The organism is Mesorhizobium sp. M0938 (assembly GCF_040319125.1).
Classification (GTDB): Bacteria; Pseudomonadota; Alphaproteobacteria; order Rhizobiales; family Rhizobiaceae; genus Mesorhizobium; species Mesorhizobium robiniae.
Genome location: NZ_JAMYNS010000002.1, coordinates 452,086 through 467,537, shown reverse-complemented (window position 1 = coordinate 467,537; position 15,452 = coordinate 452,086). Strand labels below are relative to the sequence as shown.

Sequence of the window (15,452 nt, the reverse complement as noted above, 5' to 3'; positions counted from 1 at the left end):
AGGTCGCGTTCCTTCGCGCCCCGGCAGGACAGGCTCTGTCCCGCCAATCTTCGAGGCTTCCGTTCGTCGGGCGTCGAACGACGTGTCAGACCGTGGCCTTGGGCTTCCTGGTCTTCTTGACGGGCGCCGGCGGGGCGGCCTTGCGGCCCAGGCCGATTGCCTTCGCCAATTGCGAGCGCGAGGCCGCATAGTTGGGGGCAACCATTGGATAGTCGGCCGGCAGGCCCCATTTGGCGCGATAGGCGTCCGGCGTCAGTCCGAAATGCACGCCGATATGACGCTTCAGGGATTTGAACTTCTTGCCGTCTTCGAGGCAGACGATGTAGTCCGGCGTCACGGATTTCTTCGGGTTGACCGCGGGGATCAGCGGCGCTGCGACCGGAACGGCGGGCTGCCCGAGGCCACCTATCGACGCGCTGACGCTCGCGATGAGATCGCCGAGACCGGAAGCGGGCAAGCGGTTCTTCTCGACGTAGGCGGACACGATGTGAGCGGTCAGCTCGAGAAGGTCGATGTCCTTGCGGGCTTTGTTGCTGTCGTCGGTCAAACTATTTTCTCCGTCCGTGGGGGTCATAGAGTTCCTAGTCGGCAAATCTGCGTAACGCAATGACGCCGAGCCACGTCGCACATTATTTTGAACAACAATACTAACAGCGGGGTCGGATCAACAGGTCTGACCCCAAACCGCCATAATATCAGACAATCAGGGATTTGTCGCGCCACAGTCGAAAGCCACCTTCGAAGGCGCGTGTGTTGTCGCCGCGCCTGCAACCGGCAGGCAACTCATCGAGTTTGTCGACATTGCCGCCGCCGATGACCACATAGTCAGGCTGCATGGCGGCGCGAAGCCGCTCGATGACGTCGAACACGTGTTTGCGCCATTTCTTCTTGCCGCGCTTCTCCAGGCCGCGTTCGCCGACATAGTCCTCGAAGCTGCGGCCTTTCTTGTAAGGAAGATGCGCCAGCTCCATCGGCTGGGCGACGTTGTCGACGATCATCGCAGCACCCAGGCCCGTTCCCAGGCCCAGGAACAGCATGCGCCCCCCTTCGTAACTGCCGACGGCCTGCATCAGCGCGTCGTTGACCACCTTCACCGGCTTGCCGAACTGTGCGGCAAAGTCGAATCCAACCCAGCCCTTGCCGAGATTGGCCGGGTCGGTCAGCGGCCTGTTGTGATTCACCGGGCCGGGATAACCCATCGAGACGACGTCGTAGGGCAAACCCTGGGCGAGCGCCTGCACGGCCGCGGCCATCTGCTGCGGCGTCAGGCCGGGTCCGGAATCGGCTCTGCGCTCCTCGCCGCCGGCGCTGGTAAGGATCTTGACATGGGAGCCGCCAATGTCGATCGCAAGCATGATCCTTTCGCTCTCCGGTGCCGGCTTCTTCGCCGCCTTGGCCATTGTGTCGCCTCGCGAGATCATTTCGCCGGATTGATCCAGCCGTTCGGTGGTCCAAACCCGGCCATCGCATCGGCAGGACCCCATGTCCCCGGCTCATAAAGCGCGGGCGGCGTGGTGTCGCCAAGCACCGGGCCGACGATCCGCCAGGCGAGTTCGCTGGCGTCCTGTCGGGTGAACAACTGGCCGTTGCCGTTCATGGCGTCGCCGATCAGCCGCTCATAGGGCGGCATGTCGTCCTTGCTGTCGTCGAGCGCGGTCAGTTCGACCTGCTCGCCGATCATGTCGTCACCAAGGGCCTTGCGCTGAGCGCCGATCGAGATCGCCACTTGCGGATCGATGCGGAAGCGCACGTGGTTGGCGTCGTCGGGCTTGATCGGGTCGAAGACGTTGAGCGGCGGCCGCTTCAGGCGGACGATGACCTCGGTGGCGTGCACCGGCATCGATTTGCCGGCGCGGATGAAGAAGGGCACGTCCTGCCAGCGCCATGTGTCGACGAAGAAACGCACCGCCGCGAAGGTCTCGACCGGCGAATTCGGCGCGACACCCGGCTCGCTCAGATAGCCTTTGAACTGGCCGCGCACGACATCATCCTTGGTCAACGTGCGGATGGCTCTCAGCACCTGCACCTTCTCGTCGATCAGATCGTCGGCGGAGCGGCCGACGGGCGGCTCCATCGCAAGCAGCAACAGGATGTTGAGCAAATGGTTCTCGATGACGTCTCGGATACAGCCGACCTCGTCATAGAAGCGGCCGCGGCCTTCGACGCCGAAATCCTCGGCCATGGTGATCTGCACGCTCTCGACGAAATTGCGGTTCCAGATAGGCTCGAGGAAAGAATTGGCGAAGCGAAAATAGAGCAGGTTCTGGATCGCTTCCTTCCCGAGATAATGGTCGATGCGGAAGATCGACTGTTCGTCGAACACCAGATGCAGGACCCGGTTCAGCCAGCGCGCCGATTGCAGATCGTGGCCAAAAGGCTTTTCCACCATCAGTCGCGCACCCTGGGCCGCACCCGACTGCTCCAGGCCTTGAATGACCGTCTCGAACATGGTCGGTGGCACCGCCAGATAGTGAAGGGGATGCTGTGCGGTTCCCAGCACGCTTTTCAGCTTCTCGAATGTCGCGGCGCTACGGTAGTCGCCGCTGACATAGCGAAGCAGGGAGGCAAGTTTCGCGAAGATTTTTTCGTCGACCTTGCCGGTCGCCTTGACGATGCCGTCGCGGGCGCGCGCCTGCAACTGCTTCACGTCCCAGGCGTCGAAAGCGACGCCGATGACCGGCTCGGTGAGCGTTCCCTTGGCGACCATGGCATAAAGTGCGGGGAAGATCTTCTTGTGGGCGAGATCGCCGGTGGCCCCGAAAAGCACCAGCGTGTCGGACCGTTCCTGGCTCATGGATTTGTCTTTCCCGTCACGAGCCGGCCTTCGGCTTTTCGACATGGCCGCCGAAAGCATAGCGCATGGCGGACAGGAGCTTGTCGGCGAATTCGGATTCGCCTTGCGAGGAGAACCGGTCGAACAAAGCCGAGGACAGGACCGGCGCTGGCACGCCGGTATCGATCGCCGCCTTCAGGGTCCAGCGGCCCTCGCCGGAATCCGAGACCCGTCCGCCGAACTGCGTCAACCCCGAATCGGCCTTCAACACACCCGCCGTCAGATCGAGCAGCCAGGAGCCGATGACGCTGCCATGCCGCCAGACCTCTGCCACCTCGGCGATATCGATGTCGAACTGGTAATATTGGGGGTTTTCCAATGGACTGGTTTCAGCATCGGCCGTTCGCTGCCGCTTGCCCGCATTCGCCGACTTCAGAATATTCATGCCCTCGGCATAAGCGGCCATGACGCCGTATTCGATGCCGTTGTGGACCATCTTGACGAAATGGCCGGCGCCGCTCGGTCCGCAATGGAGATAGCCGAAGGGGGCGGTTCCGGCATCCCTTGCGGGGGCAGGTGCTCCGGCATCGGCGCCGGGCGCCAGCGTCGCGAAGACCGGATCGAGATGCTGGACCGCGCTGTCGGGGCCGCCGATCATCAGGCAATAACCGCGCTCGAGGCCCCAGACGCCGCCGCTGGTGCCGACATCGACATAGCTCAGGCCCTTCAAGGCCAGGCGCGCCGAATGGTCGACAGCCTCATGATAGTAGGAATTGCCGCCGTCGATGATGATGTCGCCCGGCTCCATCAGGTCGGCCACCTGGTCGACAATCCGGCTGGTGATCGCCGCCGGCAGCATCAGCCAGGCGCTGCGCGGCTTGGTCAGCTTGCCGACGAACTCCTCCAGCGATGCTGTCCCGGTCGCGCCAGCCGTCACAAGGGCTGCGACGCTGGCCGGGTTGATGTCGTAGACGATGCATTCGTGGCCATCGCGCAGCAGGCGCCGCACCATGTTGGCGCCCATCCTGCCCAGTCCCATCATTCCGATCTGCATGTGTCTCGTCCTGATTCTTGAGGGATAGAAGACCTACTTGCTCTATTGTTGGAGCATGATCTTTTCCGAACCGGAGGTCAGCGAAGCAAAAACCGGTTTCCACTTTTCGCTAACGCGGACCTTCGGTCGGGATCATGCCCTAGTCCAGCTTGTCGATACCAATGGAAAAGTCGACATTCTCCCAACGGCCGGCATCGGACCAGAAAAAAGTAAAGACGATCGTATTGCCCGGTGGAACATCGGCAACGGGTAGGTCCGTGAAATGGATGCCAAAGACATTCCCGGTCGTCTCGGCGTTATGGGCGGTCGCCCAATTGTCGCTGCTCCAGTGGATCATCGCTCGCGCCAGCAGTTCGACGCGCAGCATCTTGCCGGCGGGCATGGTGCGGATCTTGTTGTTGAAGCGCCATGTCCGGCGCGGCGACACGGTCCTGCCCTCGATGTAGCGCTTCACGCCTTGCGGCGGCAGGTCGAAGACCGCGCCTTCGCTGAGCGAACGCAGCAGCTTGATATGCTCCGAATGCGCCCAGACCAGCGGCATGGCGCTGCCCGACGGCCCACCGTGCCGCAGTTCGCGTTCCGGCATGTCGGGCCCATCCCACACCTGCTCCGGCAGCAGGCCGCCAGGCCCGGCCGAGCCTTCGAACGTCAGGAGCAGGCTTGCCGCTCTATCCTTGCGTCCCGCCGCCAGTTCGTAATGCGCGCGCTCACCGACCAGCAGCGGCCACGGCCGACCCTGGCCGGTTCCATCGAAGGGGGCGCCGTCGGCGTGTTCGCCATAGCCGTCGCCGGTATAACGATACCAGACCGGCCCCTGTGGCAGGTCGCAGCGCAGCCGCGCGTCGATCACCTTGATCGTGTCGAGGATGCGCGGATCGTCGGCGGCCCTGAGGCCGAAGCGGACGAGCGCCAGCGCATCCGGGCTGACGATCGCCTCGGCGGGGCGGTCCGTATCGCCGGGTGGTCGGTTCTTGATCGGGACAAAACCGTGTTTCGGCGACGCCGCATCGGCGGTGTCGGGCGGCGCGATGCGGACGTAGTAGCCTGCGACGCCAACCTCTTCGCACAGTGGAGTGCCGGTGACATAGGCCCAGCGCTCGATCTGGTCGTTCCAGACATCGGCAGTTTCACGCAGATAATTTGCCGGCTCTGCTTTGCCGCAAACGTCGAACATGTCGGCCGCCGCAAGCAGTGCGGCGGTCTCGACGGCAAGCGTGAACGGGCTGTAGCCGGAATCCTCCTCCCAGCGGTCTTCGCCGGTGACGGGACCATTGCGCACGACATAAGAGGCGGCGCGCTCGATCATCGGCATGAAGGCGAGCAGCTTGGCGCGCGGCAGGTGCCCGGCGCGTCGCAGTGCGTCCGCCAGCAGCAGCGGGAACGCGCATTCGTCCATCTGGATACCGGGCCAATAGGCAGCGCCGTCGAGCCATGCGTTCTGCGGCCAATGACCGTCCGACTGCTGGATCGAGCGGAGATAGGCGAGAATCTCAAGCGCCTGCGCCGGATCGCCGGCGGCCAGAAAACCGCCTGCGGTTTCGACCAGGTCGCGCGGCCAGACAAGGTGATAGCCGCCAAGATCGTCGTCGCCCATGCTGAAGCCCCATGGGACCGACAGGCTGGCGACGGCTGCACCGGATTTCGCGGACGACCGATGCGCTGCCAAAACAGCCGTGCTGACGCGATAGGTGTTGATCCCGGACGCTGCGTGCCGGTCGAGCGGCAGCAACCCTTTCTGCCATTTGCGCCATTTTTCGACATAGACCTCGGCAGCGGCGTCGAAGCCTTGCTTCAAGCTGGCGGAAGCAACCCCCGCCGCCTCTTGCGGTGTTGCCCCAAAGCCCAGCGCCAGCAGAACTTTTGGGCTCTCGGCCGAAAAGCCAATCTCCCCTGTCAGCGCTACATTGCCGTCCTCTGCCCTTTGATAAGCCGGGTCGAGCCGGCCGTCACAGTGGAGTTGCTGCCAGCCGTCGGAGACGCCGACATAGCCGGCCGAGCAGGCTCCCCAAGGCAGCGACGAGGCGAGCGCCATGCAAACACCGCGTCCCGATGCAAACAGGACAGGCTTTCCCTCGTAGTCGCCGACCCAGGCGGTGTTGCCCATGCCGGCGTTGACCAGATGCGGTGCCAGCAGCGCGTAGACGCGGTAGTCGGCGACCGTGCCTCTCAGCCGGGTGAAGCTGATTTCCTGCAGCAGAACAGGACGTTTCGGATCCGTAATGATCCGCTTTTCGATCCGGTAGGTGCTACCGGCGGCGGTGTTGACAAGCCGGTAGGCGGGCACGCCGTCCTCGAACGGGTCGATGCTATGTTCGGCATCGCGCTTCTCTTCCGAGAAGTAGCCGCCCGGCCCCGTGACAACCAACCCCATGTCGCGCGTGCAGGCGCTGTCGAGGCCGGGATAGTAGACCTCGTTGAGGATACCATGACTAATCGTGAACCAGATAGGGCAGGCCGGCGAAAGCGCGGTGCCGACGCCGCTCTTGGCGCTCGAGGTCCAGCGCGCCGGAATTCCGGGTGCGCCCGGCGCAACAGTCGGCGTCACTGCCATTCGATTTCGGCCTCCAGACCCTTCCCTACCATGAGCCAAAGGCTTTTCAATCATTGCACCGCAAGTTGATCGCCAACTCTGCGCGGATTGCAGTTGACAGCTTGCGAGCCATCTGCATTTGTCTGACAATAGATAAAAAACAGGCACGCGGATTTTTAACAACCATCAGCAGTCAACAAAGATCAACAACTCAGGGAGGAGTATGACATGAAGAAAATGCTCGTTTTGGGGGCATTCGCGGCGATGCTGGCGTCAGGCACCGCACTGGCCGATACCAGCGACAAGAAGATCGCCTTCTCCAACAATTATGCCGGCAATTCGTGGCGCCAGGCGATGCTCGACAGCTACGGCATCGTCACCAAGAAGGCGGTCGAAGACAAGGTGGTCGCCGCTGCGGACATCTTCACGACGGCGGACAAGGAAGTGCCAACCCAGGCAGCCCAGGTCCAGAACCTGATCCTGCAAGGCTATGACGCGATCGTCATCAATGCCGCCTCGCCGGACGCGCTCAACGGCGCCATCAAGCAGGCCTGCGACGCCGGCATCGTCGTCGTTTCCTTTGATGGCATCGTCACCGAGCCCTGCGCCTACCGTGTGGTCGTCGACTTCAAGGACATGGGCAGGCAGGAAGTCGAGCAGATGGCCAAATTCCAGCCCAAGGGCGGCAATCTGCTGGAAATCCGAGGCCTTGCCGGCACGTCGATCGACGACGCCATTCATGCCGGAATTCTGGAAGGCGTCGCCGCTCATCCCGAGTTCAAGATCGTCGGTTCGGTGACCGGCGACTGGGACCAGACCACAGCACAGAAAGCAGTGGCGACGATCCTGCCGTCGCTGCCGGAAATCGTCGGCGTCGTCGATCAGGGCGGCGACGGCTATGGCGCTGCACAAGCCTTCGCCGCCGCTGGCAAACCGCGCCCGACCATCATCATGGGCAATCGCCAGGACGAGCTGCAATGGTGGAAGGAACAGAAGGACAAGGACGGCTATCAGACCTGGTCGGCCTCCATCGCGCCGGGCGTTTCGTCGCTGGCTTTCTGGGTAGCGCAGCAGGTGCTCGACGGCCGCACCGACATCCCGCATGATCTCCTGGTGCCATACCTCGCGTTCACCCAGGACGATTTCGAGGCTGCGCTGCCGAAAATCCCCAAGGGTGGTGTGGCTAGCCACGAATACACGCAGGAAGACGCCATCGCGGCGATCAAAGCCAACATCAAGTGAGCATGGCACATCCAATGTCGCATGTGTCGCCGATCGGATATCGCTAGGGAATGCCCGAGGCCCGTGCAGACATCATCCGGCTGGACGGCGCCGAAAAACATTTCGGCGCCGTCAGGGCGCTCGCCGGCGTCGACTTCCACGTCGGTGCCGGTGAATGCGTTGGGCTCGTCGGCCACAATGGTGCGGGCAAGTCGACGCTCATGCATATGGTGGCCGGCACGCTTATACCCGAGAGCGGTCAGATCGCGGTGCGCGGCCAAGTCGAAGACAGTTATTCGGTGCCGCGCGCCCAGCAGCTCGGCATACGCTGCGTGTTCCAGGAGCTGTCGCTGTGCCCGAACCTCAGCGTTGCCGAGAACACGCGCATCAATCACCCCGCGCTGCGTGGATTCGGCTGGCAGCGCAAGGCGGCCGATCTCATTACGGCCAAGCTCGACGAAATCTTCCCGGACCACAGCATCTCCGCTTCCGACATCGCCGGCGACCTCTCCATCGGTAGGCGGCAGATGGTCGAGGTGGCGCGTGCCTTCACGGTGACGCAGGATCCGCTCGAACTGGTCATCCTCGACGAGCCGACATCGTCGCTCGACGCGCATACGGCCGGCCAGTTGCTGGCATTCGTCCGGCGCTTTGTCGCCGGGGGCAAGAGCTGCATCCTGATCTCGCATGTTCTTGGCGAGGTGCTCGGGAATGCCGACCGCATCGTCGTGATGCGCGATGGAAAGGTCGTCGCGTCAGATGCGGCAAAGGCTTTCGATCGCGACAGGCTGGTGACGACCATGGGTGGAGCGGAAGCGCGTGAGAAGATCGCGGCCGAAATCGCGACGCAAAAGCCGGAGACCGGCCCGTTGCGGGTCCGAGCCCGCCCTGCACGGCAACAGGACGGCAACGAGCTTGTCGCGCATGCTGGCGAGATCATCGGCCTTGCCGGGCTCGCCGGCCATGGACAAACCGACCTGCTGCTCGCGATCTTCGCCGCTGCGGCGCGCTCCAAAACCGGCATAGAGGTCACCGCGCCGGTGGCGCTGGTGGCCGGCGATCGCCAGTCGGATGGGATTTTCCCGCAATGGTCGATTGCGCAAAACATAGGCATCCGCTCGCTGAAGCGATTGCGCAACGGCCTGCTGATCTCGCCGCAGCGCGAAGCCGAGCTCGCCGATTTCTGGCGAGGGAAAATCGGCATCCGCACTCCGAACATGAACAACAACATTTTCTCGCTGTCTGGCGGGAACCAGCAAAAGGCTTTGTTTGCCCGGGCGCTCGGCTCGGACGCGAAGATCGTGCTGATGGACGACCCGATGCGCGGCGTCGATATCGGCACCAAGCTCGAGGTCTACGACCTTGTGCGCGAAGAGGCCGGCCGCGGCCGCACCTTCCTCTGGTACACCACGGAAACCGAAGAGCTCGACAATTGCCACCAAATCTATGTCTTCAAGAACGGCCGGATTGTCGCCAATCTTACACGCGACGAACTGACGGAGGAAAAGATCATCCAGTCCTCGTTCGGGGATGCGGCCTAGGATGACGGCAGCACCCGTCGAGAGCGGCCTCAAGGGTTCTTCCGAGCGCCGCAAGCTGGCGCGGGCGCGCCTGTTGCGTAGCTTGCTGCCGGCGCTATCGCTGGTGCTGGTGCTGCTGGCAATCGCCTGGCTCAACCCGCGCGCCATCAGCTATTTCGGCTTTAGCCTGATGCTCAACCTGGCGATCCCGATCGCCCTGGCGACGATCGCGCAGATGTTCGTCATCGCTGGCAATGAGCTCGACCTGTCGATCGGTACCTTCGTCGGTTTCGTCGGCTGCGTCACGGCGACTTGGCTGAAGGACGCGCCGCTGGTCGGCGTCTCGATCCTGCTCGGGTCGATCGGCGTCTATGCGCTGCTCGGCGCGCTGATCCATCTGCGCAACCTGCCTTCAATCGTCGTGACGCTCGGCATGAGCTTCGTCTGGCAGGGGTTGGCTATCCTCATCCTGCCGAAGCCCGGCGGCAAGGCGCCGGACTGGCTGCTGTCGCTCATGGCTTTCAAGCCGCCTTTGGTTCCCTTCCCGATCATTGCGGCGCTGCTGATCGCTGCGGTTGTTTATTTCGGTCTGATGCGCACTTCCTATGGCGTGATTCTGCGCGGATCCGGTGGCAATGCCGCGGCCCTCAGCCGTGCCGGCTGGTCGCTGCTCAAGACCAAGATCGTGCTGTTCGCCCTTGCCGGCCTGTTCGGAGTTTTGTCTGGCATGGCCTTGATTGGCATCACCACCTCGGCCGACGCCAATATCGGTAACGGCTATACGCTGCTTTCGATCGCCGGCGTCATCCTCGGCGGCGGTGAATTCGTCGGCGGCCGGGTGTCACCGATCGGCGCGGTGATCGGGGCGCTGACATTGGCGCTCGCCGCCTCGCCACTGCTGACCTTCATGCACATCCCACCCGATTGGCAGGTGGCCGCCAATGGCGCCATCCTGATCATCGTGCTGGCGGCCCGGGTGCTGATCAGCCGCAGGGAGAAGTGAGCAATGGCCTCGTTGCGATTGCTGCTCGCCAAACCCTGGATCTGGTCCTTCATCGGCGCGGCCCTGGTGTGGCTGGCGACGATTGCCTTCACCGGCGGATACGGCGGCGGCGGCATGATCACGGCAGCACTTTCGCTCGCCGTCTTCACCGTCATCGTCGGTGTTGGCCAGATGTTCGTGATCACCCTCGGGCCGGGGAATGTCGACCTGTCGCTGCCCGCCAATATAGGCCTGGCCAGCGCCGTCGCCATGAAGGTGATGGACGGCAATGATGCGATGATCGCCGTCGGGCTGCTGGCGGCCGTGGCTTGCGGCATGGCGGTCGGCGCTGCCAACTATCTCTTGATCTGGGCGCTGCGCATTCCCCCGATCATCGCCACTCTGTCGGCGAGCTTCATCATCCAGTCGATCGACATCAGCTATGGGCGAGGGTTGCAGATCAAGCCGCCGCCCGGCTTCGCCAGTTTTACAAACTGGCAGATTCTCGGCATTCCGGTATTGGCGATCCTGACCGTGCTGTTCACCATCGGCGCTGCAATCGCGCTGCAGCGCATGATCTATGGCCGATCGGTGCTGGCGATCGGCCAGAACATACGCGCCGCGTGGCTGGCCGGTATCAATGTCGGCCGCATCCGCTTCCTCACCTACACGCTGTCGGGCGCGCTTGGCGGCCTCGACGGGGCATTGCTTGCCGGCTATTTCCGCGGGGCCAATGTCGACATAGGCAACGAGTACCTGCTGGCCTCGATTGCGGTCGTGGTCATCGGCGGCACATCGGTGGCCGGCGGCAAGGCCAATGTGCCGGGCGTCTGGGGCGCGGCGCTGTTCCTGGTTCTGCTCCTGACCATGCTCAACACGTTCGGCGTTAGCGCCGGCGTCCGGCTGCTGCTGACCGGACTGATCATCGTCGGCGTCATCACCGCCGCCGGCGGCCAGAAGGCGCTCCGCTGAACAAGCTCGGCCGAGCGGCCTGCTATTTACTGGGCGGCCTGTAAGCTTCCAGACCGAACAACATCAGCACGACCGAGACGAGGAAAAACCCGACGGCGACGCCGAGCGCGATCCGGGCGTAGAGCTTATAGACGTCGCTCATGATGGTGCCGAACACCCGTCGCGCCGGGCCTGGGGCGGGGCGCGACTTCTCATCGAGGTAAAGCCAGACTTCAGTGTGTTTGGGGTTCTTGGTACCTGCAGTCGTGGCTTTCCACATCAGTGCCAAAACCATGGTCAGCGTGAGGAATGCGCCAGAGCGGAAGGCGGACACTGGGTTGAAGGAGAAGCCGATCATGACACAGCCGATGGCAAGCGATCCGAACATTACGGCACGCCCTATGCACCCCACAGCAATCCGCCTGATCTCATCCATCGGCTGCCTCGGCAGACAAACTCGCCGAGCATGAGCGAGCGCCTCGATCGCATCAAATCACTTTAAGGCGAAATGTGCCGCTTCCGGCATCGTCTGGTCGAGACCGGCAATGACCGGGGATGACGGGGAACTTTCCAACGGCGTCACGGTAACCTAAATAAAGGGGACCTAAATAAACCAGGTCGCGACCAGCCCCACAGAGGCGGAAAAGATTGCAATCGTAGTAGCCCATCCCAAAGCGTTGGTCGTGCGGCTGTTGACCTTGTCTCCCATGATCCGCGGGTTGTTCGTCATTAGCATGATAAGCAGAAGCAGTGGCGGCGTGGAAAAGCCCTGCACGATGCCGGACCAGACGAGCGCCTTCATCGGGTTGAAACCCAGGAAATTCAGGCCAACAGCGATCAGCGTGAAGGCGCCGATCGCGATATAGAACTTTGGCGCCTCACGCGGCTTGGCATGAAGACTGTGCTTCCATCCAACTGCCTGCGCCAGATCGTATGCCGCACCTGTCGTCATGACCGGAACGGCAAGAAACCCGACCCCGATCACGCCGGCAGCGAACAGCACGCCAGCGGCTGCACCAGCGAGCGGCTTGAGTGCTTCGGCTGCTTGAGCGGCGGTCTCCACGTCGTGCTCGCCGGCTTCATAGAGCGTAGACCCTGTCGACAGAATGATGAAGTACATGATGAGGTTGGAAAAAATCATGCCGATCAGGATGTCGCGGCGGGAGCGGCGCAGTTCACCGTCCGTGGCACCTTTGCGCTCCTTCAGCGTCGTTCTCCCCTCGGCAATCTCTTCCTCCACCTCTTCATTCGACTGCCAGGTGTAGAGGTACGCTGAAAGGGTGGTGCCGATGATGGCCACCAGAATGGACAGGAACTCGCGGCTGAACTCGATCTTCGGAACAAGGGTGCCCCACAGCACGGCTGCCGCATCCGGCTTCGCCATGATGGCTGAGCCGACATAGGCAAGCAGAGCCAGTGCGAGCCAGCGGAAGATGTTTCGTATGAGCGTGTAAGAACCCCAAAGCTGGAGAGCAAAGATCACGGCTGCGACTACGATCACAATGAGGGGGATCGGAACAGGAAGGAAGATGTTGATGGATGCAGCCATACCGCCGAGATCGGCGGCTGCTTCGATCGTGTTGCCGATCAGCACGCCCACGAGTACGGCCCAGAGCAGCCAACGTGGGTAGAAGTCCTTGATCGTATGAAAGAGGCCGCGGCCCGAGACCTGTCCAAGCTTCGACGAGAGATACACGACAGTGTACATCATCGGCAGCGTTACAGGAGCGGTCCAAAGCAGGTCCGGGCCAAAGCGAGCGCCGGCGCTCGCATAGGTACCAATCGCCGAGCAGTCGTCGTCAGCAGCACCGGTGATAAGGCCGAGTCCAAGTGCTCGTCCTATACCGTCTTTCCTGTCTTCCTGTGGTGAAGTGGCGCTACGATCGCGTTGCGGCATCGCGTTCACCCGCCCTAAGAACGTAATGCGCAAGCATGACCGAAACGTCGAGAACAATTGCCCAATAGATATACCGCAGCACGGGAGTGGATCTCATTCCGGCAAACCTCCGCCGCCTCAACTCCGCAATCGGCTGCTTGTTCCCGCGCCCAGGAGATGGAACCCATCCGCTTTCGGCGGCTTATCGAGATCAGCGGCGGGTAATCTGGAGGGATAAAGGCCACTCCGCTATTGAGCGTGCTCGCCGAGGCCTACAGGGTAAGCGAGATCGAACTTTCAGGCACCGGCAGAGAGCGCTGTCTAGGCAAACCGGGACGTCCGGCAGAGGAAGGCTATCGGCTATGCCGAAGGGGACGGAATTGAAGCCGGCGACCGGCGCGACACCGCTGATAGCGATCGCGGCCGCCGCCGTCGACACCGAAACAACTGGGCCCGACGCCACAAAGGCACGCGTGGTCCAAATCGGCGCGATCGGCATTGCGCAGGGCAAAGTCGTCCGGGAGCCTCAGTTCAATCGCCTCATCGACCCCGGTGAAACAATCCCGCCCGAGGCCTCCCTCGTCCACGGCATCACGGATGCCGATGTTGCCGGAGTTGGAAGCTTCGTGGATGCGTGGGCGCAATTCCAGGAGTTCGTCGGGGACCGCATCCTCGTCGGCCACTCGATCGGCTTCGACCTGGCGGTATTGGAGCGCGAATGCCGGCGCGCCCGTTTGCCCTGGAAAAAGCCTCGGGCGTTGTGCGTCCGGCTTCTTGCAACCATAGCAAACCCCAACCTTGCAGACCATTCGCTGGAGATGATCGCCGCCTGGCTTCGCCTGGAGATCGCTGGCCGGCATTCGGCCCTGGGCGATGCGATCGCTGCGGGAGACATCTTTGCCGCGCTGATTCCGGAGTTGCGCAAGCGCAACATCCGAACACTCGGAGAGGCCGAAGTCGCCTGCCTTGCCCTTTCAGACGCCCTCGAAGCCGGCCATCGCGCCGGCTGGGCCGAGCCGGTGTCGCGCCCCCAGGCTCCCGCGTTTCAGCCGGTTGATCCCTATGCCTATCGCCATCGCGTCGGCAGCCTCATGAGCGGCCCGCCAGTCGTGGTGAAGTCGACCAAACCGACAAGGCAGGTCATCGATCTCATGGTGAAGCGCAAGATCAGCTCGGTTCTGGTGTCCGACCGTGGAACGCCGGATCAACCGATCGAGGAGTATGGTATCGTTACCGAGCGTGACCTGCTGCGCCGCATATCGTCCGACGCCGAGCGCGCTTTTGATATGCCGGTCGCAAGCATCGCAACGCGACCGCTGATAAGCATCCGCGCCGCCGCCTTCGCCTATCGGGCGATCGGCCGCATGGATCGGCTGAAAGTCCGCCACCTCGCCGTCCGCGATGACGACGGCATGCTGGTCGGCGTGCTTTCGGCGCGTGACCTGCTGAGGCTCCGCGCCGCCGCTGCCATCGATCTCGACGACACGATCGAGCATGCCAAGGACGCTGCCGAACTGGCGGCCACCTGGTCGATGCTGCCGGGCGTCGTGCGTTCACTCGCCGGCGAGGCGATCGACCCGCGCGTGGTGGCGGAAATCATCAGCGACGAACTTTGTTCGCTTACCCGCCGCGCCGCCGTGCTTGCGGAACAACAGATGCAAATCGAAGGCCATGGCCCGCCGCCCTGCGCTTATGCCATGCTCGTGCTCGGCTCGGGTGGCCGTGGCGAAAGCCTGATGGCCCCGGACCAGGACAACGCAATCGTCTTCGCGGATGGCGAGCCGGATGGTCCCGAAGACAACTGGTTCAAAATTCTCGGTGCCAAGCTCGCCGACATGCTCGACATGTCAGGCGTACCGTATTGCAAAGGCGGGGTAATGGCCGCTAACCCCGGGTTCCGCGGAAGCCTCGACACCTGGAAGGGTCGCGTCGAAGATTGGGTCCGCCGCCTACGGCCGGAGGACCTGCTCAACGTCGATATCGTCTACGATCTGCGGCCGGTTCACGGCGACACGACGCTGGCCGCGCAGTTCATCGAATATGCCTATGACCGTGGCCATGCCGAGCCGGTGTTCGCGAAGCTTCTCGGCGAGCAGATGATATCAGGCAATCCCTTCACTGTTTTTGGCGGCTTTCAGCTTGAAAATGGCCGGCTCGACATCAAGACGCATGGCCTTTTTCCGATTGTTGCGACCGCACGCACGCTTGCAATTCGCCACGGCATTCGCGAGCGGAGCACGCGTGCCCGGCTCGAGAAACTTGTCGCGCTGGATATTGGCGGCGAGCGCGACATGAAGGCGATGCTGGCCGGCCACGCCATGCTGATCGGCTTGCTGCTCGCCCAGCAGACGCATGACATCTACGCCGGTATACCTGTATCCAACCGAATCGAAATCAATGCCCTGACGCGCGAACAGCGGGCAGAGCTCAAGAGCCTCATCAAGCACCTTCAGTCGGCACCCGATCTGGTGCGGGACCTGATGTTCGCATAGCCGGCGACGCTCGGCCGGGTGCAAACCCGAGGGAGGTATCGACGCGCAGCAAC

General features: G+C 62.7%; 12 protein-coding genes. 5 read left to right on the top strand and 7 right to left on the bottom strand.

Going from position 1 to position 15,452, the window contains the following annotated elements; genetic code table 11:
• Positions 1–85 precede the first annotated feature (85 nt).
• From NKH73_RS04925 to NKH73_RS04905, 5 genes are all read right to left on the bottom strand, one after another.
• Entirely contained in the window at positions 86–547 is a 462-nt protein-coding gene (locus NKH73_RS04925) for a Ros/MucR family transcriptional regulator (RefSeq protein ID WP_095485124.1), read from the bottom strand.
• 148 nt (positions 548–695) lie between these two features.
• On the bottom strand, positions 696–1,400 hold the full coding sequence (locus NKH73_RS04920; protein WP_352928645.1) for an ROK family protein: 705 nt from the start codon (positions 1,398–1,400) through the stop codon (positions 696–698).
• A gap of 17 nt (positions 1,401–1,417) precedes the next feature.
• Positions 1,418–2,794: a glucose-6-phosphate dehydrogenase gene (zwf, locus tag NKH73_RS04915; RefSeq protein WP_352928643.1), complete on the bottom strand. Its 1,377-nt coding sequence runs from the start codon at positions 2,792–2,794 to the stop codon at positions 1,418–1,420.
• A 16-nt stretch (positions 2,795–2,810) separates the two neighbouring features.
• Entirely contained in the window at positions 2,811–3,827 is a 1,017-nt protein-coding gene (gene gnd / locus NKH73_RS04910) for a phosphogluconate dehydrogenase (NAD(+)-dependent, decarboxylating) (protein ID WP_352928641.1), read from the bottom strand.
• 139 nt (positions 3,828–3,966) lie between these two features.
• The gene (locus tag NKH73_RS04905) at positions 3,967–6,378 is read right to left on the bottom strand and encodes a glucan 1,4-alpha-glucosidase (protein ID WP_352928638.1); all 2,412 of its coding nucleotides are present in this window, start codon (positions 6,376–6,378) and stop codon (positions 3,967–3,969) included.
• 207 nt (positions 6,379–6,585) lie between these two features.
• Here NKH73_RS04905 and NKH73_RS04900 point away from each other — a divergent pair, with 207 nt between their 5' ends.
• The 4 genes from NKH73_RS04900 to NKH73_RS04885 are packed head-to-tail and all read left to right on the top strand — an operon-like array spanning position 6,586 to position 11,052.
• Positions 6,586–7,599 carry an ABC transporter substrate-binding protein gene (locus NKH73_RS04900; protein ID WP_352928636.1) on the top strand — a complete coding sequence of 338 codons (1,014 nt, stop codon included), beginning with the start codon at positions 6,586–6,588 and terminating at the stop codon, positions 7,597–7,599.
• A 50-nt stretch (positions 7,600–7,649) separates the two neighbouring features.
• Positions 7,650–9,119, top strand: coding sequence for a sugar ABC transporter ATP-binding protein (locus NKH73_RS04895; protein WP_352928634.1), 1,470 nt, complete (start codon positions 7,650–7,652; stop codon positions 9,117–9,119).
• 1 nt (position 9,120) lies between these two features.
• Entirely contained in the window at positions 9,121–10,101 is a 981-nt protein-coding gene (locus NKH73_RS04890; protein WP_352928632.1) for an ABC transporter permease, read from the top strand.
• Positions 10,102–10,104: 3 nt separating this feature from the next.
• Positions 10,105–11,052, top strand: coding sequence for an ABC transporter permease (locus tag NKH73_RS04885; protein ID WP_352928630.1), 948 nt, complete (start codon positions 10,105–10,107; stop codon positions 11,050–11,052).
• 22 nt (positions 11,053–11,074) lie between these two features.
• On the opposite strand, the gene NKH73_RS04880 is transcribed toward NKH73_RS04885, so the two are convergent.
• Both NKH73_RS04880 and NKH73_RS04875 read right to left on the bottom strand, forming a co-directional pair.
• Positions 11,075–11,419, bottom strand: a complete 345-nt coding sequence (locus tag NKH73_RS04880) for a hypothetical protein (RefSeq protein WP_352928628.1) — start codon at positions 11,417–11,419, stop codon at positions 11,075–11,077.
• Positions 11,420–11,635: 216 nt separating this feature from the next.
• Entirely contained in the window at positions 11,636–12,928 is a 1,293-nt protein-coding gene (locus NKH73_RS04875) for an Nramp family divalent metal transporter (RefSeq protein ID WP_352928627.1), read from the bottom strand.
• A 341-nt stretch (positions 12,929–13,269) separates the two neighbouring features.
• On the opposite strand from NKH73_RS04875, the gene NKH73_RS04870 reads away from it, so the two are divergent.
• Positions 13,270–15,399, top strand: a complete 2,130-nt coding sequence (locus tag NKH73_RS04870) for a DUF294 nucleotidyltransferase-like domain-containing protein (protein ID WP_352928625.1) — start codon at positions 13,270–13,272, stop codon at positions 15,397–15,399.
• Positions 15,400–15,452: the final 53 nt, after the last annotated feature.

What these genes read in the sequence shown, in the direction of transcription:
- NKH73_RS04920 (WP_352928645.1), bottom strand. Translation starts at nt 1,400, where the DNA reads ATGGCCAAGGCGGCGAAGAAGCCGGCACCGGAGAGCGAAAGGATCATG.
- zwf (WP_352928643.1), bottom strand. Translation starts at nt 2,794, where the DNA reads ATGAGCCAGGAACGGTCCGACACGCTGGTGCTTTTCGGGGCCACCGGC.
- gnd (WP_352928641.1), bottom strand. Translation starts at nt 3,827, where the DNA reads ATGCAGATCGGAATGATGGGACTGGGCAGGATGGGCGCCAACATGGTG.
- NKH73_RS04905 (WP_352928638.1), bottom strand. Translation starts at nt 6,378, where the DNA reads ATGGCAGTGACGCCGACTGTTGCGCCGGGCGCACCCGGAATTCCGGCG.
- NKH73_RS04900 (WP_352928636.1), top strand. Translation starts at nt 6,586, where the DNA reads ATGAAGAAAATGCTCGTTTTGGGGGCATTCGCGGCGATGCTGGCGTCA.
- NKH73_RS04895 (WP_352928634.1), top strand. Translation starts at nt 7,650, where the DNA reads ATGCCCGAGGCCCGTGCAGACATCATCCGGCTGGACGGCGCCGAAAAA.
- NKH73_RS04890 (WP_352928632.1), top strand. Translation starts at nt 9,121, where the DNA reads ATGACGGCAGCACCCGTCGAGAGCGGCCTCAAGGGTTCTTCCGAGCGC.
- NKH73_RS04885 (WP_352928630.1), top strand. Translation starts at nt 10,105, where the DNA reads ATGGCCTCGTTGCGATTGCTGCTCGCCAAACCCTGGATCTGGTCCTTC.
- NKH73_RS04880 (WP_352928628.1), bottom strand. Translation starts at nt 11,419, where the DNA reads ATGTTCGGATCGCTTGCCATCGGCTGTGTCATGATCGGCTTCTCCTTC.
- NKH73_RS04875 (WP_352928627.1), bottom strand. Translation starts at nt 12,928, where the DNA reads ATGCCGCAACGCGATCGTAGCGCCACTTCACCACAGGAAGACAGGAAA.
- NKH73_RS04870 (WP_352928625.1), top strand. Translation starts at nt 13,270, where the DNA reads ATGCCGAAGGGGACGGAATTGAAGCCGGCGACCGGCGCGACACCGCTG.